Here is a 24,458-nt window from a genome sequence, read left to right on the forward strand (position 1 = left end):
CAATATTCCTCCCTAGATGGATGGGTGCATCTTCGAAGTCTGCACCCTGGTTACCCCGTCCCAACGGGTGTCGTTTGCGGTTCTCAGCCTTCCAGGCGAGCCCCAGTTTGCGCATCAAACAGATGGCAGTGGTCGGTATGGATATGAATCGAGACCTGATCGTCGATTTCGGCCCGATAGGTTTTGTCGGCCTTGACCGAGACCAGCGCACCACCGATCCGAACCGAGACCATGGTGCTGTCGCCCAACAGCTCTTGTGTATAGATCGGTGCATTGATCTCGCCGCCGCTTTCCACAACATTGGCGTCCTCGGCGCGAAACCCCAGCGTGATAGGACCGTCTGGCGCGTTCAACCCGTGTACCTCAGTGCTTTTGGCGCGAAACACGCCACCCTGAACCTCGCCATCGACAAGGTTCATTGCCGGGTTGCCGATAAAGCTGGCGACAAAGGTGTTGGCGGGGGTGTCATATATATCGACCGGAGTACCGACCTGTTGCACGACACCCTGTTTCATGATCACCACCCGATCAGCCAGTGTCATAGCCTCGATCTGGTCGTGGGTGACATAGATCGTGGTGACCGCCAATTCGTGGCTGAGGTTCTTGATCTGTGCGCGGGTGGAAACGCGCAGTTTTGCGTCAAGGTTGGATAATGGCTCGTCCATAAGGAACACGTTCGGCTCGCGCACTATGGCACGAGCCAAGGCAACCCTCTGACGCTGACCACCAGACAATTCCGCTGGCTTGCGGTGCAGGAAGTCATCCAACTCAACCATGGCCGAAGCGCGCCGCACTTTTTCGTCATGGGTAGCAGGGTCAATACCGCGAACTTTAAGCGGGAAGCGAATATTCTCGTAAACGTTCATGTTGGGGTACAGGGCGTATGACTGGAACACCATTGCAACGTCTCGGTCTTTGGGCTCCATGTCATTTACTCGGGCGCCGTCTATCAGGATGTCACCCTCAGATGCGTCCTCGAGGCCAGCAATCATGCGCATTGTCGTGGTCTTTCCGCAACCTGACGGCCCAAGAAGTACCAGAAATTCCTTGTCGGCTATTGTCAGGTCAAAATTGTCAACTCCGACAAACGATCCCCAACGCTTTCCAACATTGCGAAGTTGAATTTCGGCCATTCTGTCCTCCCTGCTGCACTCGTAGTGCATACGCTTGCAAAACCATAGACAACAAAAGAAACATCTGGCAAGCTTTTTTTGCATGCGTGTGCAAAAGCCGACTTCATCTTCCTCGCAATTCGCCCCTTGGCAGCGACTAAAGAACTGAAAGAAAATAATAATGTCCTATGAAATCCAAAAATCGATCATCTTGGATTACTACACGGCGCTCAGCAGCGTAAAAGAATCGGATATCGCCAACACGTTGTCTGAGTTCTGCACAGAAGACTACCTGTGGCGCGGTTTCCACCCGTTTGATGAGCTTCGGGGCACCCATGACGTAGCACAGGCATTCTGGCGTCCCCTGAAGCAAAGTCTAAGGAAAATGCAGCGCCGGATGGACGTGTTCATGGCCGGAAAAAACGAGATGGACGGATTCACCTCGGTCTGGGTTGTTTCAATGGGGCATCTGATGGGCCTGTTCGACAATGCGTGGCTGGGCATCGCCCCCACGGGCAAGATGGCGTTTTTGCGCTATTGTGAGTTCAACAAGATCGAGAATGGCAAGATCGCCGAAACGGCGATGTATTTCGACATCCCGCATTTCATGATGCAGGTCGGGTTGCAGCCCTTCCCGCCTCAAACTGCAGCCCATCTGGTTCAACCCGGACCGATGACGCATGACGGGTTGATGTTCAGCCCGCAGCCTGCCGAAGAAGGCGAGAAAACTCTCGACACGATCAATGCCATGATTTCCGATCTCGGCCAATGGAACAGCGGCTTGAGCCTTGAGGAAGAATTGCGCCAGACATGGAGCGAAGACATGATTTGGTGGGGGCCCGCCGGGATCGGTGCGACCTATACGATTGAGCGTTATGCAAAGCAGCACTCAGGCCCGTTCCGCGCATCCTTAACGGACCGCTCGAAGACCAAGCACATTTGCCGCTTGGCTGAGGGTCACTATGGCGGCTTTTTCGGCTGGCCGAATTTCACGGCGCGGCCCACCGGCGGGTTCATGGGTATGCCCGCCACAGACAAGGCCGGTGAATTCCGTGTGATCGACATCTATCGTCGCGCGGGTGACAAGCTGGCCGAGAACTGGGTTTTCATTGACCTGCTGCACTTCTGGAAACAACAGGGTGTCGATATTTTGGGGCGCATGTCGAAAGTACCGCGAACATGACCGGCTGGATCGATGCCCATCACCACCTTTGGGACCTTGAAGCTGTAAACTACCCCTGGCTGATGGCGCGCGGGGTGGAAAGGTTCTTTGGCGACCCGACGCCGATTCAACGGAATTATCTACTGCGCGAGTTCCGGTCCGAAGCCGCGCCCTGCGGAGTCGGTGCCTCGATCCATATCCAGGTGGGAGCCAAAAACGGTCTGGACGAAGCCCGGTGGGTTCAAGCTGTCGCCGAAACCAATCCAGACTGGCCAATGGCGCAGGTTGTGTTCTGTGACCTGACCTCGGCTGACCTACACGCCCAGCTTGATACGTTTCAGGCTCTTCCAACTGTACGCGGTGTGCGCCAGATCGTCGGGCGCGCACCCGGAGAGGACGCGCAGACGGGAACCAATTTCCTGTTGGACGATCCGCGGTTTCTGGACGGACTGAAGGAGGCTGGACGGCGTGACCTCAGCTTTGATCTGCAGCTCATTCCTGATTTGATCGGAAAAACCACCCGAGTTCTCGCGCAAGCCTCGAATACACGAGTCGCTCTATGCCATGCCGGATCACCATATGACCGCACTCCGGCGGGCCTGAAAAGCTGGGCTCAAAGATTGCGCGCTCTGTCCGATCTGCCGCACGTCTCATGCAAGCTCTCAGGTCTGGGCATGTTCGATCACAACTGGGCGCCTGAGAGTATTCGCCCGATCGTGGAGATTTGCCTTGAACAATTCGGACCAAAGAGGGTCATGTTTGGCTCGAATTTCCCGGTCGACAAACTCTATGGCAATTACACATCGCTGGTACAGGCTTACCGTGATCTGGTTCCGGCTGAGGCCCAATCGGCTGTGTTCAGAGAAACCGCAGAACACTTCTATGATCTCGAGGTGCCCTGAGAATGATATTCATCCTTGAAACAATAAGGTTCTGTCGCAGATTTCTTTGAGAACTGCACAGACGGAGCTGGAGAGGCGATTGTCCCGCCAGTTGTTAGGCCGGTAATCGGCTCTCAGGAGTCATCTCGACTTCCGCCCATCTGACAGCGATGACTTTGACGTTCCGGCACTCAAACGCAACGGGGACAGTCGTTCCGGGGAACCCGTAGGAATGGGGAAGCCTTCCAAAAGATAATGGAACTCGTTTCGGACCCATGAGGTGTTGGTATTCAAGGCTTGAATTGACAGAATCTTCAACATTGATCCTGTGCAGATGGGTTCGTCACAGATTAATTGGGTTTGCCCGCGAGGGTCCCAAGGCAAAAAACCCGGAAGAGAGCGTGATACGGAGGTAAAGCAGTGACCCAACAGAACTGGAGCCAGGCAATTCTCGACCGGCTCAAGTCCGAAGGAAGTCGTCTGGCCATACCAGACGGATACCAACTGTTTGCACCGGGCGCTTACGGTGAGGTGTTTTTGATCATTCGTTCGGGCATCGTCCGAGTGGAACAAACCAGCCCGTCAGGGCGGACCGTTGTTCTTTATCGGGTTGGCCCGTACGACAGTTGCGTTATGACGACCTCGTGCATGTTGTCGGACATCCCCTATTCAGGGTTCGGTTATGCCGAGGGGCCGGTGACGGCGCTGGCCATCGGGCGGGACAAGTTCAACACGTTGCTGGCCACAGATGCAGAATTTCGAGGTGCGGTCTTCATGGCGTTTTCACAACGCATTGTTGAACTGTCCGAGGTTATCGATGATCTTCTACTTAACCGGATGGACCTGAAATTGGCGCAGTGGCTTTTGGATCAAGGCGCACATTCGGGCGATATCCGCACCACGCACCAGCGCATTGCGGCCGAACTGGGCAGCGCACGCGAAGTCATGTCCCGTATCCTCAAGGATTTTGAACATCGGGGATGGGTCAGGCTTGAGCGAGGTGTGATTTATCTGCAGGATCGCCCAGCCCTGCACCACCATGCCAGAACGGGAGTTGTGTGACCTCGTCACATAACACGGTTTGGAAAACAGCGAATCTTGGACCAGATAATCAAGGAGATTCGACCATGCAATTCACGTCTAATGTTGGTTCTGTCGACCGGGTTCTGCGCCTGATCCTCGGTGGCGTGCTGATCCTTCTGGCACTGACCGGCACCATCGGCCCCTGGGGTTGGCTTGGAGCTGTGTTTGTGCTGACGGCCTTCATGAAATTCTGCCCGATTTATGCGCTTCTGGGTCTGTGCACCAACAAGCAAGCCAAGCCGTAACACGTCCTACCCTTGCCTCGCGCAACACTGGGATTCGTCTGGGTTCCGGCGTTGTGCGGCGGGCGCGGCGTTCCTCGGGGCATCCACTGTTGTCCATCCCCCAGCTGACAACCGGCACCAAATTCGAAAGGTGTCAGCATTCGGGCCAGCATGTCGCCTTCTACCCCTAGCACCAGACCGCTACGCAGTTGCACAACCCGGATGCCCATACCCACGATTGGCGCAGCGGCGCGCTCCCATGTGTCGCACACCTCATGGATGAAGACGGGGTGGTAGGTGTCGTCTTCGGTGAGGATCTCGTCTTGCCGCGGCCCATACCAGCCCACGGCGGAACCGGTGATTAGGCAAGATGGTTTTTGATCCAGCCTGCGGATCAGTGCGACGAAATCTTTCGTCATCACGACCCGAGACTGCAGGATGCGCGCGTTTCCGACGCGTCCAATGCGCGTTTGCCACCAGCTCACCTGCCAGATTGACGATGGCGTCAAAGCGCTCTGTGTTGTCAATTTGCTCGAGTGAGGTGATCAGGCGTACCGGATGGGGCAATGCGTCGGCCTTTTGCAGGTTGCGGGTCAGGACGGTGACGTGGTGGCCACCAGCAACCAGGGCCTCGACCAGACGTTGCCTGATGAAACCGGTGCCACCCGTGATCAGCAGATGTTGTCGGGGCGCGAGTTGCGTGACCAGAGAGGCCGCGTTGACGGCATTCAACCGCGTGCTGCGTGCGGCCGCCAGCAAATCGCGCGCGCTGAACAGCGCCACACCAAACGCGGCAAGGGTAGCCATGATGCTCCAACTGCCGTGATGGACAGCCATTCGCCGTCCAATTCGCCCTTCGTGCCGATGAAAACGATCTGGCTTCCAGGCGCTCGCACCGTCGAACAGATCGAAGGACTTGTGGAAGCTCTCTCGCACGGTGCGTTGCCGGAACCTGTCACGCAGCAGATCGAAGCCCTGATTGCACGTGAACCGGAAGACACGCCGGACAGGGCACATTGAAAGAAACCCATTGCGGGCAGTGGGCGAACGCCTGATTTGTTTGCAACTGGCCTTTTTGCCTGAGCGCTACCATCTGGCAGTAGGGCATGCGGCGACCAATCTAATGGAAGTTGAGAGTCCTATTTATCCTATGCTGCACTGTCGTCGAAAGCCGATTGCTGAGAAGCTCTATAAAAGACGCTTGACCTGAAGTAGCTTCAGGACTGTAGGAGCCTGGGCGAAAGGGTCTGATAGTATGATGATTTCAGAAGTTGCCGGACTCACCGGGCTCAGCATCTCGACAATTCGCTTCCATGAGAAATCGGGGCTATGCCCTTCATCCAACGCGGCTCGGATGGCAAACGCAGGTTCAAGAAGACAGATGTCGATTGGTTGGAGTTATTGGCGTCACTTCGCTCGACAGGAGTGCCTTTGACGGAAATGCGATCTTTTGCAGAGCTCTACGCATCTGGCGACGGCAAGGTCCCTGAGCGCAAAGCTGTCCTGTTGGCGCATAGGCGACGACTTGACGACCATCTCGCCATGGCTCTGCTTGATTCCGGGTGTCTGTCTCATCTCCACTCCTTGGTGGTTACGATGTGCCAGAAACCCTCTCTTATCAAATCAACCTAAACTGTCCCATTCGCGCTGACGTCAGACAATATAGATCACACCCCAGATGCCAAAGCCCCACCCCGAGGGTTGATCCGGCCAGAAGTCCATGGTGACAGGAAACTGTTCGGGCCGGTAGCCTGCGAATTCATTTGTCATCAATGGCGACGGCTCAAACACAACAGACGCCAGTGCAACTGTCATCGCAAGAATGGGTAGATTTTGTTCATCAGGACAGGTCCTTCTGTTCGGGTCCCATCCCGGTTCAGCGTCGTGCTTCGTGGTCCGGGCGCATGGTCGCGATCAACTCGGCCACCTTGATGCCGAATTTGCGCATCTCGGACTTGTTCATGATGACTCCGTTTTCAGTTAGGTAAAGCCAGTCGGTTGCTGTCAGCGTGTGACCGCCCGCGTCTTCCGGCAGAATGATCTGGTACTCCATCTTGATTGTTGACCCAGAAACGACTCCTCGTGCCTCGCCGACAATGTCGTCGGCGGTGGCGGTGAACGTGTTGCCGTCGCTGAGCTTCAGGAACCATTTGCGACTTTGCTTTTTGCCGTTTGAATAGGTGAACTCTTCGCTCAGCGTACCAGTGTCGCCGTCCCATTCACCGACCATTCTGGCAACGAAGCTGTTCGTCATCTTTCCGGTTGGGCCATAAATCAGACCTTCGGAGAGGATTTCACCGCTCAGGTGGGTTTTGAGCGAAAAGGCAGGGCTTGTATCGGCATAGTCTGACGAGGTTTGTGCGCGAAAACTGAGAAACATGGACTTTGCCGCCATGACCAGAGCGGCAAGAATGAGCAGGGCAGTAAGGAGTTTCATTGGGTTGGGTTCTCCGTAGGAAGCGCCAGGACAAGCGCCAAGGCGCCGAGTTTCAGGATGCAGGGAAGGACGGCATAAGAGATGTTCAATGTATTCAGGGCCTCAGTGCTGTTTGTCGCGCCGGGTCTAAAGCCACTGCTTTCCAGCACGGGCAGAACAGCGAAAGCGGCCACAGCAAGGCCAAGTTTGCCCGCAAAGGACCAGATGCCAAAAGCTAACGATGCCTTTAGACCCGCCCGGGTCAGCGCCACCGAAAACATAGCCGGAAGGATAACCATATCGGCCCCCAGGGCGGCGCCGGATGCCAGGCAGATCACCGCAAAGCCAACCTGACTGCCGGGTGTTAGGAACGCGGCCCCGACAAAGCCGAGGATTGCCAAGGGCATGGCGACCAACAGCGTGGCCTTCGAGCCCATTCTTTGGCTCAGACGGGCCCATAGCGGCACGCTGAAACCTGCGCTGAGAAAGAACAGGATCAACAAGGGGCCGGCTTTGCCCGGCAGTTGTAAGCGGTCTTCCACGAAAAAAAGAAACAATGTCGAGGTAATGGCAACAGGTAGGCTGTTGACCAGTGCCAACACGAGAAGTCTCAGAGCGCCAGTTTGGCGTAGCGCACCAAGGGACATACGGTCGCCTTCGATGGGTTCGCGACGCCAGATCGGCAGGGTGATCACGGCAACGACAAGGGCCAGCGCTCCAAGAAACAGGCCAAACGCTTCGTATCCCTGACCGGTGGCCCCAAGGGTGACAAGGAAAGCCGGTGCAATGGCGGCAATCACCACGCCAGCCAGCATGCCACCCTCACGAAACGCCGCCAGCGTCATCAGAGAGCGTGGCGTCGGTGTGGCTGCCAGAGTGGCGCTGCGTCCATAGAGCAGGATCATGCCAAGACTGTAGGCCGAGAAGAGCAGAACAAGGATTGCCACCAGACGTGGCATCGCGTTTGGCCCCGGTTGAGCGGTGAATAGCAATGGAAAGCCGATCGCCAGCCCAAGCGCCGCGGCGCTGGCAAACAGGATTTGTGCCCGTGGCCAGCGGTCGATTGCCCAGCCAATCAGTGGGTCCTGAACAAGATCGACCAGCCGGATGACCAACAGGATCGTGCCAATTGCCCCCAGCCCGATGCCAAGCTCGACCGAAGCAAACCGCGGCAAGTGGATGTAAAGCGGAATGCCAGCCGCGGCCAGCATCAGCGCATAGAGGCTGACACGCGGGTAAAGCATCACTCGCCCTTCAGTTTCCGGGTGAAGGATTCCGAACGTGTGTTTTCGCCAAGAAAGATCGACATGAACCTGTTCTTGATCCTAGGATGGCTTAGCGTGCAAACCCGTTTTCCATTGTGCCAGAACCCGATTTGGTTTGGCCCCTTGGAGATGGCGACATAGCGGTCACCCTTGCGTACATCGTTGAAACACATTTCCAACTGGCCGCGCGCCGGCAGGGTGGCCCCGGTACGGCTCAGTTCGCGCATGGTGGCTTCGACCAGATCAAGTTCTGTCAGGTTGCGGAGGTATTTCAGCTCGAGCCCGAAATCCTTGCTCCAGTCCAGAGGTGCTCCGGACTTGGTGAAGAGCTGAGCTTCGTAGAGCGGGAGGCCTATATAACGAAAAGTTGCCGTGCCGCGCGTTTCGGCATCGGGCAGCACAGATTTGATTGCGGACGCCTGCGTACCCGTGGGCGACGCGAGCAAGGCAAAAGCAAAGACAAAACTACGCATGGGCCATCTCCACTTGAACGACATTGGTATGCCCCACGGCAAAGGACGCGGCACAGATCTCGAGATAGTACTGCCAGTTGCAGAAGAAGCTCTCGCCATATCCAAATTCCGAAACGCGACGCTTTTGCGCGGTAAGGTTATTGGCCCAGTTCCGACAGGTTCGGGCATAATCCTGCCCGAAAGCAAAGCTGTCGCAAGCTGCGAATCCAGCGTTACTGGCTTGGGCCTCGATAACACGGTCCGACAGCAGCATGCCGCCAGGGAAAACGTATTGGCGGATGTAATCGGACGAGGACTTGTATGTGTCAAAAAAGCTGTCTTTGACGGTGATCGCTTGCAACAACACGCGCCCACCCTCGGCCAAGCTGCGCTTGAGCATGGCAAAGTAGCTGGGCCAGTAGCGCTCGCCCTCGGGGGTGCGCAGGATCAGCTGCCCGTCATGCAGTCGCTCGCAGGTCGATAGAAAATTCGATTTCAGAGCCTTGTTGATTAAGCGCATTTTCCATTCCTGTGATTAGGTGACGTTCATTCAGGGCGCGCACGACGCGCATTGCACTGGCGATACCGTCCTCGTGAAACCCGTGCCGGTTCCATGCTCCGGCAAACCATGTCCGGTTGCGTCCCTGCATTTCCCGAATGTCGCGCTGTGCCTTGAGCGCTGCCTTGTCAAACATCGGGTGGGCGAAGTTCGCTACGTCATAAACTTTGTCCTGAGGAATCTCGGTCGACGGGTTCAGGGTGACGAACAGGGGATCGGATTCAGGGATATTCTGCAGCCTGTTCATCCAATAAGTGAGGCCGATGTCGCCATCCTGCGACCGGTACGCCCAGCTCGACCAGCAGGCGCGCCGCCGGGGCATCTGATTTTCATCACAATGCAGAACAGCCGTATTGGGTTGATAGCGGATGTTACCAAGAGCGGCGGCTTCGGCGTGTGTCGCGTCTTGCCCCAAGATCTGGAGGGCCTGGTCCGAATGGCAAGCCATGATGATCTCGTCAAAAGAAGCCGATAGGCCCTTGTCAGCAAAGATGCGCACTTCATGCGTGTCGCGCTGGACATGCCGAACCGGTGCATCGGTGCGAATGACACAGCCGCGAGCCAGAAGCGCGGATTCCAACCGGCGGACATATTCGATGCTGCCACCTTTCACCGTCCACCACTGATGTTCGCCAGAGCCGGCTAAAAGTGCGTGGTTGCGGAAGAATTGTACCAGCGATTTCGCCGGGAATTGGTCTATATCTTCAACCGGGGTTGACCAGATCGCTCCGCACATCGGCATCAGGTAGTTGTTGCGGAACCAATCGCCGAGGCCCAGCTCCTCGACCAGTTCACCAATGGTCTTGTTGTCATCCGTAGCGGCAGCCTCGGCACGCTTTCCAAAGCGAATGATGTCCGCAATCATCTTGTAAAACTGCGGTCGCAGCAGGTTACGTTTTTGCGCAGTGATCGATCCCACGTTGTTCAGACCGTATTCCAGCCAGCCATCATTGATGCTGGCGCCAAAACTCATCACGCTCTTGATCACCGGAACGTCGAGATCACGGAACAGCCGCGTCAGGTAGGGATAGGTTACGTAGTTGAACACGATGAAACCGGTGTCGACCGGTTGGTCGCCGTTCTTGCCCGCCATCACGGTTCGGGCATGCCCGCCTAGACGCGGGGATGCTTCAAACAGGGTGACGTCATGGTAGGGCGCCAGATAATAGGCGGACGAGAGGCCCGATATACCACCGCCGACAATTGCGATTTTCTTTCTTGGGCCGTGAATCTGATCGAACATGCCGTCCTCATCTTTACAACGTTATGAGGCTGTTACGCGGCGCCGGTCAAATTGGATCAGAAAAGCACGAGAATAGTTTTCAACGCGTTCTGATCCATGAGCCGCGCAGCCGCGTATAGGACACATGATGCTGGAACATATTCAGGCCCAAACCCTGCATGCCCGACGCGGAAAGCTGAAGAACACCTTCAGCTACGGTGTCGATTTTGTGTTGACCGATCTTGGTGTTAAGGCGCCTTGGCTGTTGTCGCGAAACCGGTTCAATCTATGGTCACTGTGGGATCGTCAGCATGGCGGAACACGGGGTGACGGGCGCGGGTTGGCGTGGTTCAAGCAGGTTCTGCAAGAGCGTGGGTTACGAACCAAGGACGCACAACTTTTGCTTCTGACCCAGCCAAGCTTCCTTTGGTTTCATTTCAACCCGGTCAGCTTTTGGATTGCGCTGGTTGATGGCACCCCGAGGGCCTTTGTTGCCGAGGTTAATAGCACCTTCGGCCAGCGACATTGCTATTTTTGCGCACACGAAGGATTTCGCCCGATCGCACGTAGTGACACTCTGGTTGCCGAGAAACTCATGCACGTGTCTCCGTTTCAGAGAATTGCTGGTCACTACCGGTTCAATTTCGGCTTCAGTGACACACGGATCGACATTCGCATTTCCTTTGAAAATGAAGACCAGGGCGTTCTGGCTACGCTATCCGGAGAGCGGCGTGCGGCAACAAACAGGTCGCTCCTTTGGGCCGCCGTCCGCCGACCCTTGGGTGCGGTGCGGGTTTTGGCGCTGATCCATTGGCAGGCGGCGATCCTGTATCTGAAACGCGCGCCGTTTCTTCGGAAACGCCCTGCGCCCGCGGCTCTTATAAGCGAAAGCCAGCCGTTAGGTGACGTCGGCAAATGACCGATTTCCTAAACAAGACATATTGGCTCATCGGAGCTAGCGAAGGATTGGGGCGAGCCCTGGCGAAGCGACTGGACGCAGAAGGTGCGCACCTGATCTTGTCGGCGCGTAATCGCGAGCGACTGAATACCCTGAATGCCGAGTTGACCAGTGCAACCGTGCTTGCGCTGGACGTGACCGATGGCGACTCCGTGCGTCGCGCGGCGCAGGCGGCGGGTGATGTGGACGGTGTGATTTATAATGTCGGCGCCTACGAACCCATGGGCACAACAGAGTGGGACAGCGAAACCGCGTTGACCATGGTGGATGTCAATTTCACCGGGGCGATGCGTGTCCTGGGCGAAGTGGTGCCAAGGATGGTTGCGCAGGATCGGGGCGACATTACCCTGATCGGATCGCTGGCGGGGTATCGCGGTCTTCCCGCCGCGATCGGATATGGCGCCAGCAAGGCTGCATTGATCAGCCTAGCCGAAACCATGCGTTTTGATCTTAGAGACAGCGGAGTATTTGTGCGTCTGATCAATCCCGGTTTCATCAAGACCCGCCTGACCCTGAAAAACAAATTCCGTATGCCCATGTTGATGACGCCCGAAGATGCCGCGACCCGTGTGTTGAAGGCCATGACAAGGCGCCGTTTCCGCACGGATTTCCCGGCGCCGTTTTCCTGGGTGATCCGCGCGCTCGCAATTCTGCCGGACTGGCTGGTTTATCGCGGGAAGTAACGCCGTTTCCAACTTGTTCCGAAACGATGGGGCTGCCGAGTTTTCAGCAGCCCCAGATTGTTGGCGGTGCCCTGCCATGACGAACAGGTTATTGTCCTTAGTGACGGGCTGGTCGCGTGCCGGGAAGCGACCGTATTGCACGGATCGCTCGGATTCCTTCGGCGGCACGTTTTCAGAAAGGCCCGGCCAGAATGCCCTTTTAGTTCAACGATCCTGTTCGGACGGAGTTTGTGACAGAACCAATTACATGCGTCCGGTGAGTATCTTAGCCAGATCAGGTTCAACCTTTTGGGTTTTCTCCAGATCCAGGCTGTTTTTAACGTGAAGAAGGTGGTGTTGGATGCTGTCTACCGCAGATTGCGGGTCACCACTCGCGATCGCATTGATGATCGACGCGTGCTCATCATCGGGGCAAGATGAGTCCTTGTTGGTTCCGAACAGCGCCACGATCAGAGAAGACCGGGTCACCAGTTCCCTGACGACGCGAGTGAGTACTGCGTTGTTGTGGCATTTAGCTAACTCGACATGAAATTCACCAGAGAGCCTGATAACACACATGAAAGTCCGCCTTGCGAAGAAACATCGATGCGCATTTGAACGCGATCCATGTCTGCTCTTGGCCGTCCGTGTCCTTCGCCCTCAAGCGGATTGGGTGGAAGGATTAAGGACCGCCTAGGACGATGCGCCACTGTACCGGTGTCCGTGATGAATGTCTCTTGCCCGAGCGCTCAGTTTCTCTTTGAAAGCTTGCGGAAAGGCCTTGCTTCTCCGCCCTTGCCGTTTTTGCTTTTTGAACGCGGCGCTTTCTGGTCTTTGGTGTCGGTCTTGAAACGCGCCTTTTGTGCTTTCAGAGATTTGGATGTGTCAGAAGCGTTCTTATCTTGCTTTTGTCGCTTCTTATCCATTGCGACGGGCTGTGGTTTGGCCTTTCCGCGCTCACGCGTCGGTCGCGCTTGCGGAGCCGAGTCCCGTTTTTTCTTGTCTTCGCTTGCTTGTCTGTTCGACGTACCTGCCGCAGATTTTCCTTTGCTCTTAGGGCGCTCGGATGCAGTCCGGACATCTTGGTCAGAACGTTCGGAGCCAGGCACAGCTTTCGACGGTTTGCCTGAATCAAGCCCTCGGGATTTGGCGGGCTCGTCCGATGATTGTGGGGCTGCAGGCGGTCCTTTGGGCGAGGTATCGAAATCTGGTGTGCCCACCAGCTCGGTCAACGTCGCACCTTGTTCTATGATGAGATCAGCGCCCAGTTCTTGTTTCATTGCGGGCACAGCATCATTGGCGATCTCGACAAAGGTCTCTTGATACTGAACGCGGATTGCGCCGATAGCGTCTTTGGACAAACCCGCGTTGCGGCACAGCATTGGCAGCAACCAACGCGGCTCCGCACGCTGTTTGCGTCCCAAAGAAAGTGAGAACCAGGTGCTTGGCCCAAACGCCGCGCGTCGATCAGTGTCGCGTTTTCCAGACTCTGGTGCCGTTCCAAGGATCTCTGGTGCCGAGTGGCGCTCTCGGTAGAGGCGCATATAGGCTGCGGCGATCTGCTCGGGAGTTCTTCCGCTGAGCAGCCGCTCGGCAAAAGCCGTTTCCTCAGCACTTGGCGGCTCATCCAGGGCGGGATTGGAAATGATGCGTTCCTCTTCCCGTTTAAACACCTCATCGGCTGAGGGTGGTGCGCCCCATTCGGCCTCAAGCTTGGCGGTTTTCAGCAATCGTTGTGCCTTTGAACGCTGCCGAGCCGGCACGATCAGAATGGATGTTCCCTTGCGTCCGGCACGGCCTGTCCGTCCAGAGCGATGCAACAAAGTTTCCGCATTTGAGGGCAGATCCGCATGGATCACCAACTCCAACCCTGGAAGATCAATGCCGCGGGCGGCCACGTCGGTCGCAACGCAAACCTGCGCGCGCCCGTCACGCAGGGCTTGCATCGCGTTGGTGCGCTCTGCCTGACTGAGTTCCCCTGACAGTGAGACGACAGAAAACCCCCGATTGGAAAGTTTCGCGGTCAGACGCGCCACCATAGACCGGGTGTTGGCGAACACAATCGTGGTTTGAACGTCGTGATAACACAGCAAATTGATGATCGCTTTTTCAATATCCGACGGAGCTACGTTCAAGGCACTATAGGTTATATCCGAATGCTGGACATCTGCGCTTCCGACCTTGATCCGCTGCGCACCCTCTTTCTGGTAGGTCTGGGCAAGCCTGGCAATGCCTCGTGGAACAGTGGCAGAGAACATCAGGGTGCGCCGGTTTTCGGGCGTTTGATCAAGGATGTATTCAAGATCTTCGGCGAACCCCATGTCCAGCATTTCATCGGCTTCGTCGAGGACGACGGTCCGCAGATCGCTCAGGTCAATCACCCCACGTGTGATATGATCGCGCAGCCGCCCAGGTGTAGCGACTACGACATGTGCGCCGCGTTCAAGCGCCCTGCGCTCTGTGCGCGCATCCATGCCACCGACAGCCGATGCAGTAACGATCCCGGCTTCGGCAAACAGCCAGTCGAATTCTCTCCGCACTTGCAGAGCCAGTTCGCGCGTGGGTGCAATGACCACGGCCAAAGGCGCTGCTGGTCGGTCAAAACGGCCGTGCTTGTCGAGAAGTTCTTCCGCCATCGCCAGCCCGAAGCCCACGGTCTTGCCGGAACCGGTTTGCGCAGAGACAAGCAGATCTTTTCCTGCCAGCGCTTCATCTGACACAGCCTCTTGTACAGGCGTCAAGTTGCTATAGCCTTTTTGGGACAGAGCTGCGGACAGGGTTTTCGGGAGGGCAGAGAAATCATTCATAGGTCACCAATTGCCGGGAAAGATCTGGCGATAGTGGTTTTTGGTTCAGATGTATAGCCCGTAACGCGCGCCCGAATGCGTCAAGGATATGTCGCAAGCTTTTGTTTCTGGATTGACGATCATGCAGATTCCGGCTTGGACCTGTTACAGTCGTTAAGCGATTGACGCTCGTGGCGCCACCTATCACAGATTTGGGTCGACACCATAAGTGCCTCGGCCTCGTTGACCGCCGAATTATAGTGGTTGAGCGATGACGCGAGGCGAGAATAGGTACTTAACACGATTTCACGCACCTTTTTTGCCCGGGCGACAGACGGGTAGTAGGCCTGATTATCTTTGCTTTGCGGGAAATAGCCTGTGCTTTGCCACCTGTTTTTTCAGTGGCTTGTGTTTCCACGGGCCAATCTAGGTTCTGGACCCTTTAAATCGGTTGCCATGACTTAGACTGCTTGGTTCAAGTGATCAGCCCCACTTGTGCTGCCAGTGGTTGATGGGCTCAAGTTTCAGTCTCAAGCAAAACCCGATGGCCTGGCGTCGCTCGGGTGGAACTGGCGGTTCGAGAAACCCGTCTTCGCAGGTGACACGATCCGGGCTGATCTGATCGTCGTCTCAAAACGCATTACGACATCGGGAAAACGCGGGATCATTGAATTTCAGTTTGATGTTTTCAATCAAGATGATCTGAGAGTTCAGCAGGGAACCAATGAGTTGATCTTTGATCTGCACCTTCATCAAGATTGATGTGCGGACATGTCGACATCACGGATGTGTCAAACTTTTTGAGCGGCCAGAAGCAGCGACTTACCGGGCACACCTATCCCGCAATCTCGGCAAATAGCCGATAGCCAGACCTCGTGGTATAAAAAAAGCCGCTTCGCGATTATTTTGGCGACCGCGATCCCGTTGGTTTTGCAGATCTCGATCAGTGGCGCGATGACTGCCGCAGGTATTTCTTCCATGAAGAGCTTGGTTGAGCGCTTCAGTTGGGCCATTACTCTGAGAGGACGGTGATCAGGAACGCGGTACACCATCTCAATGACCGAGAGCCGAACTGAGCGGTCATGTATTCATTGTCCAGGCCCTGTCCCATGTGTGAAGCGACGTTGGATTTCACCAAATATTCTACGGCCGGGAAATCAGGGTCTGCCAGGGTCAATCCGTTCGCAAGATATGTATCCAAGCCACAACAGAAATGGCTAACCAGACACCCGCGCGAAGGGTCATCGCACCAACGGTGCGCATCTCGTAGGCGTTGCCTTGCAACACATGAACGCCGAAGGCCAGGAAAACCAGAACGGTGGCTACCAGAATGCCTGTTGATATCCAGGCCGCTGACCGGTGCCGAAGAAACAGCCCAATACCGGCCACGACATAGGCGAACCCCGCCAGAAAGTTGAACCACAGCACGAAGGGCACCGCATCGCCAACGGCGGTGCGTGCTTCCTCGCCACCAAACAAGGCCCACCCGCCTGAGAAAACGGTCAACGCGCCGAAAACTAATGCTACGCTTGCCGCTACTTTCAGGGCGCGGTTGCCAAGGGTCGCATTTCTCATGTCACGCCCCCTTCCGTTCCATCAAGTAGGCCGTCGCGCAGGTGGAACAGCTTGTCGAACCGGTCATAAATCTTTTCATCATGCGTCACAGCAATGATGCAGGCGTCTTGCTCAGCCGCGAGCTTGCGCATCAAGTCCATCACGATCCCGGCCCGCTGGCTGTCAAGCGCCGCAGTTGGTTCATCTGCCAGAATGATGCGCGGGCTGTTGGCAAGGGCGCGTGCGATGGCCACACGCTGCGCCTCACCTCTGGACAGAAGCGCGGGCATCGCATCCCTGCGGTGACCGACCTCCAGATAGTCCAGCAGTTCGATAGCGCGCCTTTGCGCTTCGACCGTCGATTTTCCAGCCAGTTTCAGCACCAGGGCAACGTTATCTTTGGCATCGAGAAATGGCAGAAGATTATGGAACTGAAAGATAAACCCGATCTTGTCGAGCCGTAGCTTGCGCAGATCGTTTCGCAGCCATTGCTTGTCGTAAACCACCTCATTGTCCAGCGTAACCTTCCCCGTACTCGGAGCAATGATGCAGCCAATGACATTCAGAAGCGTCGTTTTACCCGATCCAGACGGGCCGAGTAGTGCCACGACTTCGCCTGCCTGGACTGACAGATCAACACCCTTCAATGCGTCGACGCGAGCATCACCTTCGCCAAAGTGCTTGGAGACATTGGTAACATCTACAATCACGCGGCGCGGATCATTGAGCATGACGTCACCCTCCGATTGCCGTGGCCGGATCGACCTTGAGTGCGGCACGAACGCCAAGGCCGCTGGCGACGATGCAGACAACGAGTATGATCCCTGCCAAAGCGACGGCGTTGATCGGCTCCAACACAACCCGGCGGGGGAAGTAGTCCTTGACTAGCAGGATAAGGATCAGGCCGAAACTCCAGCCAACCGCACCAAGTGCAATGGATTGCTGCACGATCAGCCCGATGATCGTGCGGTCGGGGGCGCCGATCAGTTTGAGTGTGGCGATCTGCTTCAGCTTTTCCATGGTCATCGTGTAGATAATTAGCGCGATTACAACGGCTGAAACGGACAATAGAATGCCCAGAAACAAACCTATCTGCCGCTTTGCTCGATCCACCACAGACATTAGCAAGATAGACTCCTGATCGGCTTGTGTCAGGGCCCCAAGATGTTTCCATTGGCGCACCGACTGCGCCACTTCTTGCGGGTCTGCAAGCGGTTCAAGCCGCGCGATCACAGCCGCAACGCTGTCCTGACTTTCGAGCAACCCCGCGCCTCGTGCCTGCTGAATGCGTTGCGCCGACGGGGCCAGTTGCGTCTGTAGCACCTGCGCATCGCGTAAAGTGATGAACGCAGCCGGATCACCGGCGGAATTCATCGTATCCTCGACCAACCCGACCACAGTGAAAGGATCGCGGCCCAGTCGGATCACATCACCGACGGACAGTCCGGATTTGGCGTCTGCCACGATTTCGAAATGGGACTGGCTGATCCCACGCCCTACCGTGATTGCTTCGGGTCCACCGGGGTGACCTGGCTCGTATCCGATCACGTACAGGCGTAGCGTTTCGCCGCGAAAGGGCGCCTCGACGGTCTGGTATGTGATGCTGCCCGCTTCGGCCACACCATGCAATCGCCCCACGGCATCACGGGTTCCGTCAGGAATTTTTGAGGCTTCTGCAAACGGCCCGCGTGTACCAGTTTCAACAATCCAAAGATCTGCTCGCGGTGCTTTGACAATATTCAGCGCGTCTGCAACCAGTCCATTGTAAATACCAATCATTGCCAGCACGACCGCCATCAGGAGGCTGAGGCCGAGGCAAGTCAGAACGAAGCGGAACAGATTGTGACGCACATCGCGGTAGGCGAGGTTCATGGCGCATTCCTCTCGACGACCCGAACCATGCGCCCTTCAGACAGCCCTTTAACGGGTGCCAAGATGACCTGCGAGCCATTGGGAATACCACTAACCAGCTCGACCCGCGCATCCTCGGTCCGGTGCCCGAAAACTGCCGACACCTGATGCGCACGCCCATCCTGCGCGACCCAGATACGACCTTCATGCCCGTCAAAACCGGTTATTGCGATCTCTGGAACCAACATCGCTTCGACCAGCTCTGTCACTGTGATCCAAACTTCGGCCTGTTCGCCGAGAAAAACCTGTTCCGGGCACCGATTGCATGCAATCCAGACCCGGCGTTCTTCGTTCACCCGGTCGCTTTCTATACCGATCCGCGCGATCTTGCCGGTGAAGACCTTGTGCGGCAAAGACCGCAACCTCACTTCGGCAACTTGTCCGAGTTGCAGGCCCCCGGCCCGCTCCTCATCAATGTAGGCCAATGCCCAGACAGTGTTCGGGTCCACAAGAGTAAAGATAGGTTCACCAGCGACAACAACAGTACCTGCTTCGACATGACGCTCAACAACGACCGCGTCAAACGGTGCCCGCAGCACATGATGATCAAGCAGTACACGCTCTTATTGCAGAACTGCCTTGGCGTCATTGTGCATGGATTGGGCAACCTCAACATCACTTTCTGCGACGGCCAGATCAGCGGCTGCAACATCGACATCCCGCTGCGCTTCTTCCGCAGCCTGAGTCGAGACGGCGTTGCGCCCGGCAAGTTCCTGCTGGCGCGCATTTGTCGACTGCCGCTGCGCAAGAATGGCACGCGCGCGGATCACATTTGCCTCAGCCTTGCCCAAGGTGGCCTCTGCGGCGGCAACCCCCGCTTTGGCGCGCGCGACTTTTGCTTGTTGTTCCGTCGGATGAAGCCGGGCAAGGACCTGCTCCGCTTTGATCGTATCACCACTGTCGACCGAAAGTTCTGTCAGCGTGGCACCAACTTCAAATCCAACATCTGAGAAGATCCTGGCCTCGACCGTACCCAGCCCATAAACACGTACAGGGACATTCTGTTCAATTGCGGCCGCGGAAACACTGATCGGGCGCTCTGTAAGGACAAACCTGCCAAAGACTGCGAGGACGACAACAAGGCTGACACCCAGGATGATACGGCGGTTCATGGCGAAACCTCTGTACTTGCTATTCGGAATAGCCGCATCTGAGCATCGAGCAATCGGCTTCCTTCGGCTTCCAATGCGAAACCGCGTTTCCCCAAAGTCCAGCGGATCGCCAACCCTTGCACCAGCGAGACCAACAGTAGCGCTCCGTCTTCAGGCGGCAGGTCTGTGTCGAACAGGCCCGCTTTCTGCCCGTTGGTCAGCTCGATGGACAGCAATCCGACCAATTCAGTCATCAGCGTAAGAACAGATTTCCGGAGATCGTCGTTTTCGACCTGTAGCTCGCGCGAGAACAGAATGGACGGGATGGCCGGCATAGTCTCGATCTGGTGCAATTGTGCCAAGATCAGCGCTTTGATCCGATCTGCCGGATCGGCGGATGTCCTAAGCGCGTCACCCCATGCGGTTCGGAGACGTTCAGAAATCTCAGCTGCCACCGCCAACCATAAATCCTGTTTGGTCGCGAAATGCCGGAAGATTGCGGGCTGCGTCAGCCCGACTGTATCAGCAACCGACTGCGTGGTCAGGCGATCCGGGCCCAACTCGTCCGCGAGACGCAGCATTGCCTGTACGATCTCGGTCTTGCGTTCATCTGCGGGCTTGCGTGCAGGCATTGGATATCATTTTGTTAGTGAGTAATAACTAACTATCTAAAACGAGATACACTTGCCGTCAAGCGCACCTGCATTTGATTTCGGCATCGGGGGCGAAAAGAATGGCTTGGCATCTATTAGGAGCGATATGATCTACAGGAAAATAGCGGAAAGCACCCAATAACCGCGTGGCACCTAAAGACAAATTTCGTGAAAAACACGACATCAAGCCGCTTGGGATCGTCGCAAATAGGCCGCATAATCAAACCAGTCAGATGCGCCGGACCCTCTCTTAGATCAGATAGCCATCTGTACCAAAATCCCTGACGACGGACAACAGGTTGGGGGTGAAGTTTGCGACAGATCCCGGCAGCAGTCAGTGTTTTAACAGAACACTGGACGCCGCGTTTGGCGGCATCAATCTGAAATCTCGGCCAAATCGACCCAGCGGCTTTCTCGGGCGGATTTGAGAACGGCCTCGCAGAAACGCATTTCATAGTGACCGTCTTCAAATGTCGCCCACGTGCTGCCTTGCCCGCGCGTGCCTGCGCAAATGTCCAGATAAACGCTGTTAAAAAAGTTAAAAAAACTGTCCGCGAACCCTTCGACATGGCCCGGCGGTAAAGACGCGGCACGGGTCCCGGCTGCATTCATCAGGGTAAAATCACGCATCAATACCTGATTGGCGGCGTCGCGATGACCTATGAACAGATGATCCGGCTTTTCGCTGTCCCATGCCGCACTGGATTTGCTTCCGGCTATGTCCCAGACTAGGGAGTTCTTGCGTCCGAAATTGATCTGCGACGTCGTCATGACCCCCTTGGCGCCGCCCTCATACCGTATCAGGATTGCTGCGCTGTCGTCTGTATCAATCGCCACGGTCTCGGTTGCGCCACCTGCGTTTGAGAAAGTTCCAACTGGCCCCATCGGGCGCTGCCGCTCCGGTAGAAATGTCGTCAAATCCGCGAAAACGGATTTTGCCTTTAATCCTGTAATAAAGCCCGTCAAATCGACCCAGTGCGTGCCAATATCGCCAACCGAACGCAGAACTCCTCCTGACTCGGCCTGCAATCGCCAATTCCAGTCCGTTTGTTTCGCAAGCCAATCCTGATGGTAGTGGCCTGTGACAAGGCGGATATCGCCCAAATCCCCTTGGGTGACCATTCCATGTGCGTGCTGGTTCAGAGGATAAAACCGGATATTGTGGCACACCGCGCAAATCTTACCGGACGCTGCTGACATTTTGACCATTTCAGCCGACTGCTGGCTGGTCATTGCCAGTGGTTTCTCGCAGATCACGTGCTTTCCGGCTCTGAGGATGGCCATGACCTGCGGATAATGCGCCTGGTTTGGGGAAGTTACGTGAACCACATCCACGCTATTATCGGCCAGCAACTCCTCTAAGGACGAGTATGCCTGTGCCACACCGAGTTCTGCGGCGCCGGCTGCGCCTCTTTCCGGAGATGAGCCAAGAACGCCAGCTATCTGCACACCCAAGCGGCGCAAGGTCTGCACGTGAACTGTTCCGATAAAACCCGTTCCAATGACTGCCGCACGAACCCCTGATAGGTTTGCCATGTAGCTCTCCTTTTGAATACCGAACACCGTTCACTGACCGGCATACGCGGAGTTAAGATATTCTCAACCAACAAAAAAGTTCTTGCCACTTGGTGCGGTTCACCGCAACAGACACCGGTAACTTCGGACTGCTTTTTGCTGTAAACTTGCGGGTTTCGCAAAGCTTCTGCGCGAATGAAGCCGCTCAAAGCAGTCTCTAGATCAATTGACCATGCGCCAAGCGGGCGATGTGTTCCATCGGGTCGCGCTGCTGGTCTCCGACCAACGTATACTGCCAGGGTCCGTCCTGCCAGAAGACGACAAGATACCCGTCCTCTTGTCGAAACCGAAATGATTGAGTTTGAGTTGTGTCGCCATGCGTGGCCATCAAACTTAACCGATCACCCTCTGCATTCTCGTACATAAATAAAGCTGAGGCTCGGTCTCCTGCGGGCAAAAGGCGTCCTCCAATCAGGGAGAACCCGGTTTCCCCAAGTTGCGGCGCGATAATGGCAGAGCCCAGACGATTGGAGAGCCAGGTTTGCAAGTGGTCTTTTTCCGCAGCGGCGACTTCTACAGGGTGAAGAACCTCAACGGCGAATAGAGAATGCGCCGCCTTTGCGTGTTGCGAAAACAATGCCAGATCGTCGGTTGTTCCACTGTTCCAAGGTTGCAAATAAGATCCCAAGCCGAATCCGACTGTAAAAACCGCGACCGAAGCAACCAGCCTCAAAGAGACTGGCGAGGGTGGCGTGGCCTGTTTCCGCAGACTTCGAAGATGTGCCGCAGAAGGTACAGGGACCGCCTTGTTTATCAGATCAGATTGACGCTGCATTGCACGAACGCGCGCTGCATCGTCCGGGTGACGGGCAAGGTGACGGTCAAGGCGTTCGCTCTCTTCCGGTGACAACTCACCGTCTATGCTACGCTGAACCAGGTCTTCGATGGATGGGGTGTGCGTCATTTCACGCTCCTGATCTTCACGGCGGTCGAAGCGTCCATTTCAGATTTGATTTTAGTACGCGCGCGCGAGATCCGCGACATCAGCGTACCCTTTGGAATGGACAAAGTTGTGGCCGCTTCGTCATAGCTTAACCCACCAATCACAACAGAAAGAAGGGCTTCTCGCTGATCTTGGGGAACAGAATCCAGCGCCTTCCAGACAGCCTTGAGTTCCAACCGTTCTTCGGCCGTGCTTGTCGTAGCTGCCAGCGTCGAAATGTTGTCGAGATCGACAGTGTTGAATTTGGTCTCTCGACGCCACCTGTCCCGGTAGAGGTTCAACAATATTTTAGTGAGCCATGGTTTCAACGGCCGTCCCGGAAGCCATAGCAATCGTTTGCGAAGGGCGCGTTCAACACAATCCTGCACCAGATCATCCGCCGCATCCCGGTCACGGGTCAGCGACCAGGCATAACGCCAAAGATCGGGGAGGCAGTTTTCAAGCTGGTTTTCAAATGACTGAAGCATGTACGTAAGCCGGGGGAGGAAACTTTCCCCCGGCACCAAGGTTCAGGGGCGTGCGATATGCCAAACACCTTTTACACCGTCCCCTGTCATGTCCCCAGGGTTTTCGTCTTTGAACCATAGGTAAAGCGGCTTTCCTTTGTAGGCGACCTGAACGCTGCCATCCTTGCGTTCAATCAGGCTGTAGCCTTTTTTCAGTTCCATGTTGGAATCACCCATCAGCGGCGGCCATTTGGCGGCACAGTCATCATAGCAATTCGAAACGCCTGTCTCGTCCTTGTCAAAGGTATAGAGCGTCATCTTGTGCGCATCCATCAGGAAGGTTTCTCCGTTGAGCTGGCCAGTTACGGCTGGCGCACCGGTGTGACCATCCGCAAATGAACCGGTTGCAGTCGCAACCAGCGCGACACCGGTAAAAGTGAGGGATTTTAGGGACATTGGATTCTCCGACTTTTTCAGGTCTGCCGGATGGCAGACAATACAACTACGAAGGCGCCTGGAAAAAATTCCCCAAAGTGAAACTTTTTTTGTGGCGTGTAGGCATTGTTGTGGTGGCTAAGCCAAAATCCGAGCCTACAGGAAAGGTCACCCATGTCCGGTTTGGGTACGAATAACCTGTATCTGTCGACAAGTGGACAAGCGCCTTAGGCCCGTGGGGCAGGGGGCTTCGTCACCTGACAGTGTCCCAAGTTTGGGTATGTAAGTAATGGCACGGCAGTCGCAGTTGTTTCAAAACGAAAGCACAGACGAGCTGATTGTATGCGCCCGGAACAATTTTCTCTCAGAAACTTCTGTCTCCGAGTTATCCAACTTGAACTAGAACACCGCCAAGGCTTAAACCTAGAATTTTCCGGGGAAAAGTCCGCATAAAAACCTTCGAACAAGGTTGACGGAGCGGCGGCGTGAAAATCCCTGCATATCGGTTAGGTAATTCACCCACATCCCCTCCAGCAAGGCGAGCGTTCCGCTGGTTGCGTCATCTACTAGGTTCGGGTCACGTCCGTTTTTAGGGGCTATCTCTTTGAACGCGGACCGCAAGGTTTCGACAAGTTTGTCATCCTGAGTGCTGCTGTAACGGGCGATACCTGGATGAGAGCTTGCGATACCCCGAAACGCATGCCAGATTTTCGTACTGCGCGGATTGAGCAGTGCTTCTGACAGGTCGGCCTCAATCACTGCCATAACACGGTCTTCGGGCGTTGCGCTCGCGCCCAGATCCATCCTTCTGTCCATCTCGGCATAATACTCGGTGCTGAAATGCCGGGCGGCTGCGGTCAGCAAATTGTCCTTACCCCCGAAATGCAAATGGATCATTCCGCGCGACAGGCCGGAGCGCTCGCAGATTCGGCTGACCGAGGTATCGGTAACTCCAATATCGGCAATTGTGTCCAGAGTCGCGTCGATCAGTAGCTGTTTATTGGCTTCCGGATCCCGCTTTGAACCGCGTTTTTGTTCCTTGGTGCTTTGCACTTTGTTCAATGTTAC

The 24,458-nt window shown here is 55.8% G+C and carries 31 protein-coding genes and 1 pseudogene; 10 read left to right on the top strand and 22 right to left on the bottom strand.

The genetic code is table 11. The features are described 5' to 3' along the window. Positions 1–83: 83 nt before the first annotated feature. Positions 84–1,133 (bottom strand): ABC transporter ATP-binding protein, encoded by a 1,050-nt coding sequence (locus ACR0BK_RS17735; RefSeq protein ID WP_480484721.1) that lies wholly within the window; start codon positions 1,131–1,133, stop codon positions 84–86. Between the two features lie 160 nt (positions 1,134–1,293). Here ACR0BK_RS17735 and ACR0BK_RS17740 point away from each other — a divergent pair, with 160 nt between their 5' ends. The 4 genes from ACR0BK_RS17740 (at position 1,294) to ACR0BK_RS17755 (ending at position 4,483) form a co-directional block, all read left to right on the top strand. Next, positions 1,294–2,295, top strand: coding sequence for a nuclear transport factor 2 family protein (locus ACR0BK_RS17740; protein ID WP_480484722.1), 1,002 nt, complete (start codon positions 1,294–1,296; stop codon positions 2,293–2,295). Continuing rightward, a complete protein-coding gene (locus tag ACR0BK_RS17745) occupies positions 2,292–3,176 on the top strand; it encodes an amidohydrolase family protein (protein WP_480484723.1) in 885 nt (294 codons plus the stop codon). Before ACR0BK_RS17740 ends, ACR0BK_RS17745 begins: the two co-directional genes overlap by 4 nt. Positions 3,177–3,575: 399 nt before the next feature. Beyond that, a complete protein-coding gene (locus ACR0BK_RS17750) occupies positions 3,576–4,217 on the top strand; it encodes a Crp/Fnr family transcriptional regulator (RefSeq protein WP_480520767.1) in 642 nt (213 codons plus the stop codon). 65 nt (positions 4,218–4,282) lie between these two features. Beyond that, positions 4,283–4,483 (top strand): YgaP family membrane protein, encoded by a 201-nt coding sequence (locus ACR0BK_RS17755; RefSeq protein WP_480520765.1) that lies wholly within the window; start codon positions 4,283–4,285, stop codon positions 4,481–4,483. A 252-nt stretch (positions 4,484–4,735) separates the two neighbouring features. On the opposite strand, the gene ACR0BK_RS17760 is transcribed toward ACR0BK_RS17755, so the two are convergent. After that, entirely contained in the window at positions 4,736–5,269 is a 534-nt protein-coding gene (locus ACR0BK_RS17760) for an NAD-dependent epimerase/dehydratase family protein (protein ID WP_480477912.1), read from the bottom strand. 18 nt (positions 5,270–5,287) lie between these two features. Between ACR0BK_RS17760 and ACR0BK_RS17765 the strand changes: the two genes are divergently transcribed. The 3 genes from ACR0BK_RS17765 to ACR0BK_RS17775 are packed head-to-tail and all read left to right on the top strand — an operon-like array spanning position 5,288 to position 5,897. Next, entirely contained in the window at positions 5,288–5,482 is a 195-nt protein-coding gene (locus tag ACR0BK_RS17765; protein ID WP_480555751.1) for a hypothetical protein, read from the top strand. Positions 5,483–5,501: 19 nt separating this feature from the next. Continuing rightward, positions 5,502–5,672, top strand: a complete 171-nt coding sequence (locus tag ACR0BK_RS17770; RefSeq protein ID WP_480555753.1) for a hypothetical protein — start codon at positions 5,502–5,504, stop codon at positions 5,670–5,672. A 48-nt stretch (positions 5,673–5,720) separates the two neighbouring features. Then, positions 5,721–5,897, top strand: coding sequence for a MerR family transcriptional regulator (locus ACR0BK_RS17775; RefSeq protein WP_480555809.1), 177 nt, complete (start codon positions 5,721–5,723; stop codon positions 5,895–5,897). A 218-nt stretch (positions 5,898–6,115) separates the two neighbouring features. On the opposite strand, the gene ACR0BK_RS17780 is transcribed toward ACR0BK_RS17775, so the two are convergent. The 6 genes and pseudogenes from ACR0BK_RS17780 to ACR0BK_RS17805 form a co-directional block, all read right to left on the bottom strand. Beyond that, positions 6,116–6,277: a hypothetical protein gene (locus tag ACR0BK_RS17780; RefSeq protein ID WP_480555755.1), complete on the bottom strand. Its 162-nt coding sequence runs from the start codon at positions 6,275–6,277 to the stop codon at positions 6,116–6,118. A gap of 61 nt (positions 6,278–6,338) precedes the next feature. Continuing rightward, positions 6,339–6,899 carry a DUF3833 domain-containing protein gene (locus tag ACR0BK_RS17785; protein ID WP_480520763.1) on the bottom strand — a complete coding sequence of 187 codons (561 nt, stop codon included), beginning with the start codon at positions 6,897–6,899 and terminating at the stop codon, positions 6,339–6,341. After that, the gene (locus tag ACR0BK_RS17790; RefSeq protein WP_480520761.1) at positions 6,896–8,122 is read right to left on the bottom strand and encodes an MFS transporter; all 1,227 of its coding nucleotides are present in this window, start codon (positions 8,120–8,122) and stop codon (positions 6,896–6,898) included. Before ACR0BK_RS17790 ends, ACR0BK_RS17785 begins: the two co-directional genes overlap by 4 nt. After that, on the bottom strand, positions 8,122–8,616 hold the full coding sequence (locus tag ACR0BK_RS17795) for a hypothetical protein (RefSeq protein WP_480520759.1): 495 nt from the start codon (positions 8,614–8,616) through the stop codon (positions 8,122–8,124). Before ACR0BK_RS17795 ends, ACR0BK_RS17790 begins: the two co-directional genes overlap by 1 nt. Next, a pseudogene (locus ACR0BK_RS17800) lies at positions 8,609–9,025 on the bottom strand (class I SAM-dependent methyltransferase); the annotation flags it as partial. The pseudogene ACR0BK_RS17800 and the gene ACR0BK_RS17795, both read right to left, overlap by 8 nt. Before the next feature lie 28 nt (positions 9,026–9,053). Continuing rightward, entirely contained in the window at positions 9,054–10,397 is a 1,344-nt protein-coding gene (locus tag ACR0BK_RS17805; protein WP_480555757.1) for an NAD(P)/FAD-dependent oxidoreductase, read from the bottom strand. 127 nt (positions 10,398–10,524) lie between these two features. Here ACR0BK_RS17805 and ACR0BK_RS17810 point away from each other — a divergent pair, with 127 nt between their 5' ends. Together ACR0BK_RS17810 and ACR0BK_RS17815 are read left to right on the top strand one after the other, a co-directional pair. Continuing rightward, on the top strand, positions 10,525–11,295 hold the full coding sequence (locus ACR0BK_RS17810) for a DUF1365 domain-containing protein (protein ID WP_480555810.1): 771 nt from the start codon (positions 10,525–10,527) through the stop codon (positions 11,293–11,295). Then, complete coding sequence (locus ACR0BK_RS17815) at positions 11,292–12,017, top strand: SDR family NAD(P)-dependent oxidoreductase (RefSeq protein WP_480555759.1); 726 nt, start codon at positions 11,292–11,294, stop codon at positions 12,015–12,017. The genes ACR0BK_RS17810 and ACR0BK_RS17815 overlap by 4 nt, the downstream gene beginning before the upstream one ends. A gap of 243 nt (positions 12,018–12,260) precedes the next feature. On the opposite strand, the gene ACR0BK_RS17820 is transcribed toward ACR0BK_RS17815, so the two are convergent. Next, the gene (locus tag ACR0BK_RS17820; protein ID WP_480520751.1) at positions 12,261–12,575 is read right to left on the bottom strand and encodes an FCD domain-containing protein; all 315 of its coding nucleotides are present in this window, start codon (positions 12,573–12,575) and stop codon (positions 12,261–12,263) included. A gap of 170 nt (positions 12,576–12,745) precedes the next feature. Then, on the bottom strand, positions 12,746–14,803 hold the full coding sequence (locus ACR0BK_RS17825; RefSeq protein WP_480555761.1) for a DEAD/DEAH box helicase: 2,058 nt from the start codon (positions 14,801–14,803) through the stop codon (positions 12,746–12,748). A gap of 474 nt (positions 14,804–15,277) precedes the next feature. Between ACR0BK_RS17825 and ACR0BK_RS17830 the strand changes: the two genes are divergently transcribed. Beyond that, on the top strand, positions 15,278–15,544 hold the full coding sequence (locus ACR0BK_RS17830) for a MaoC family dehydratase (protein ID WP_480555763.1): 267 nt from the start codon (positions 15,278–15,280) through the stop codon (positions 15,542–15,544). 29 nt (positions 15,545–15,573) lie between these two features. Here ACR0BK_RS17830 and ACR0BK_RS17835 read toward each other — a convergent pair whose 3' ends face one another. The 12 genes from ACR0BK_RS17835 to ACR0BK_RS17890 form a co-directional block, all read right to left on the bottom strand. Then, positions 15,574–15,795 carry a hypothetical protein gene (locus ACR0BK_RS17835; RefSeq protein ID WP_480520747.1) on the bottom strand — a complete coding sequence of 74 codons (222 nt, stop codon included), beginning with the start codon at positions 15,793–15,795 and terminating at the stop codon, positions 15,574–15,576. A gap of 160 nt (positions 15,796–15,955) precedes the next feature. Then, a complete protein-coding gene (locus tag ACR0BK_RS17840) occupies positions 15,956–16,357 on the bottom strand; it encodes a hypothetical protein (RefSeq protein WP_480520745.1) in 402 nt (133 codons plus the stop codon). Continuing rightward, complete coding sequence (locus ACR0BK_RS17845) at positions 16,354–17,067, bottom strand: ABC transporter ATP-binding protein (protein WP_480555765.1); 714 nt, start codon at positions 17,065–17,067, stop codon at positions 16,354–16,356. The genes ACR0BK_RS17840 and ACR0BK_RS17845 overlap by 4 nt, the downstream gene beginning before the upstream one ends. A 4-nt stretch (positions 17,068–17,071) precedes the next feature. After that, on the bottom strand, positions 17,072–18,208 hold the full coding sequence (locus ACR0BK_RS17850; RefSeq protein ID WP_480520741.1) for an ABC transporter permease: 1,137 nt from the start codon (positions 18,206–18,208) through the stop codon (positions 17,072–17,074). Beyond that, complete coding sequence (locus tag ACR0BK_RS17855; RefSeq protein ID WP_480555811.1) at positions 18,205–18,801, bottom strand: efflux RND transporter periplasmic adaptor subunit; 597 nt, start codon at positions 18,799–18,801, stop codon at positions 18,205–18,207. The genes ACR0BK_RS17850 and ACR0BK_RS17855 overlap by 4 nt, the downstream gene beginning before the upstream one ends. A gap of 9 nt (positions 18,802–18,810) precedes the next feature. After that, on the bottom strand, positions 18,811–19,359 hold the full coding sequence (locus ACR0BK_RS17860) for an efflux RND transporter periplasmic adaptor subunit (protein ID WP_480555767.1): 549 nt from the start codon (positions 19,357–19,359) through the stop codon (positions 18,811–18,813). Next, positions 19,356–19,970, bottom strand: a complete 615-nt coding sequence (locus ACR0BK_RS17865; protein WP_480555769.1) for a TetR/AcrR family transcriptional regulator — start codon at positions 19,968–19,970, stop codon at positions 19,356–19,358. The genes ACR0BK_RS17860 and ACR0BK_RS17865 overlap by 4 nt, the downstream gene beginning before the upstream one ends. 396 nt (positions 19,971–20,366) lie before the next feature. Beyond that, complete coding sequence (locus ACR0BK_RS17870; RefSeq protein ID WP_480555771.1) at positions 20,367–21,527, bottom strand: Gfo/Idh/MocA family protein; 1,161 nt, start codon at positions 21,525–21,527, stop codon at positions 20,367–20,369. Positions 21,528–21,723: 196 nt separating this feature from the next. Further along, complete coding sequence (locus ACR0BK_RS17875) at positions 21,724–22,470, bottom strand: anti-sigma factor family protein (protein ID WP_480555773.1); 747 nt, start codon at positions 22,468–22,470, stop codon at positions 21,724–21,726. Continuing rightward, the gene (locus ACR0BK_RS17880; RefSeq protein ID WP_480477778.1) at positions 22,467–22,976 is read right to left on the bottom strand and encodes an RNA polymerase sigma factor; all 510 of its coding nucleotides are present in this window, start codon (positions 22,974–22,976) and stop codon (positions 22,467–22,469) included. The genes ACR0BK_RS17875 and ACR0BK_RS17880 overlap by 4 nt, the downstream gene beginning before the upstream one ends. 42 nt (positions 22,977–23,018) lie before the next feature. Then, complete coding sequence (locus ACR0BK_RS17885) at positions 23,019–23,411, bottom strand: COG4315 family predicted lipoprotein (protein ID WP_480555775.1); 393 nt, start codon at positions 23,409–23,411, stop codon at positions 23,019–23,021. A 402-nt stretch (positions 23,412–23,813) separates the two neighbouring features. After that, positions 23,814–24,443, bottom strand: coding sequence for a TetR family transcriptional regulator C-terminal domain-containing protein (locus ACR0BK_RS17890; protein WP_480520802.1), 630 nt, complete (start codon positions 24,441–24,443; stop codon positions 23,814–23,816). Between the last annotated feature and the right edge of the window lie 15 nt (positions 24,444–24,458).

This window comes from Ruegeria sp. AF1 (genome assembly GCF_056542125.1).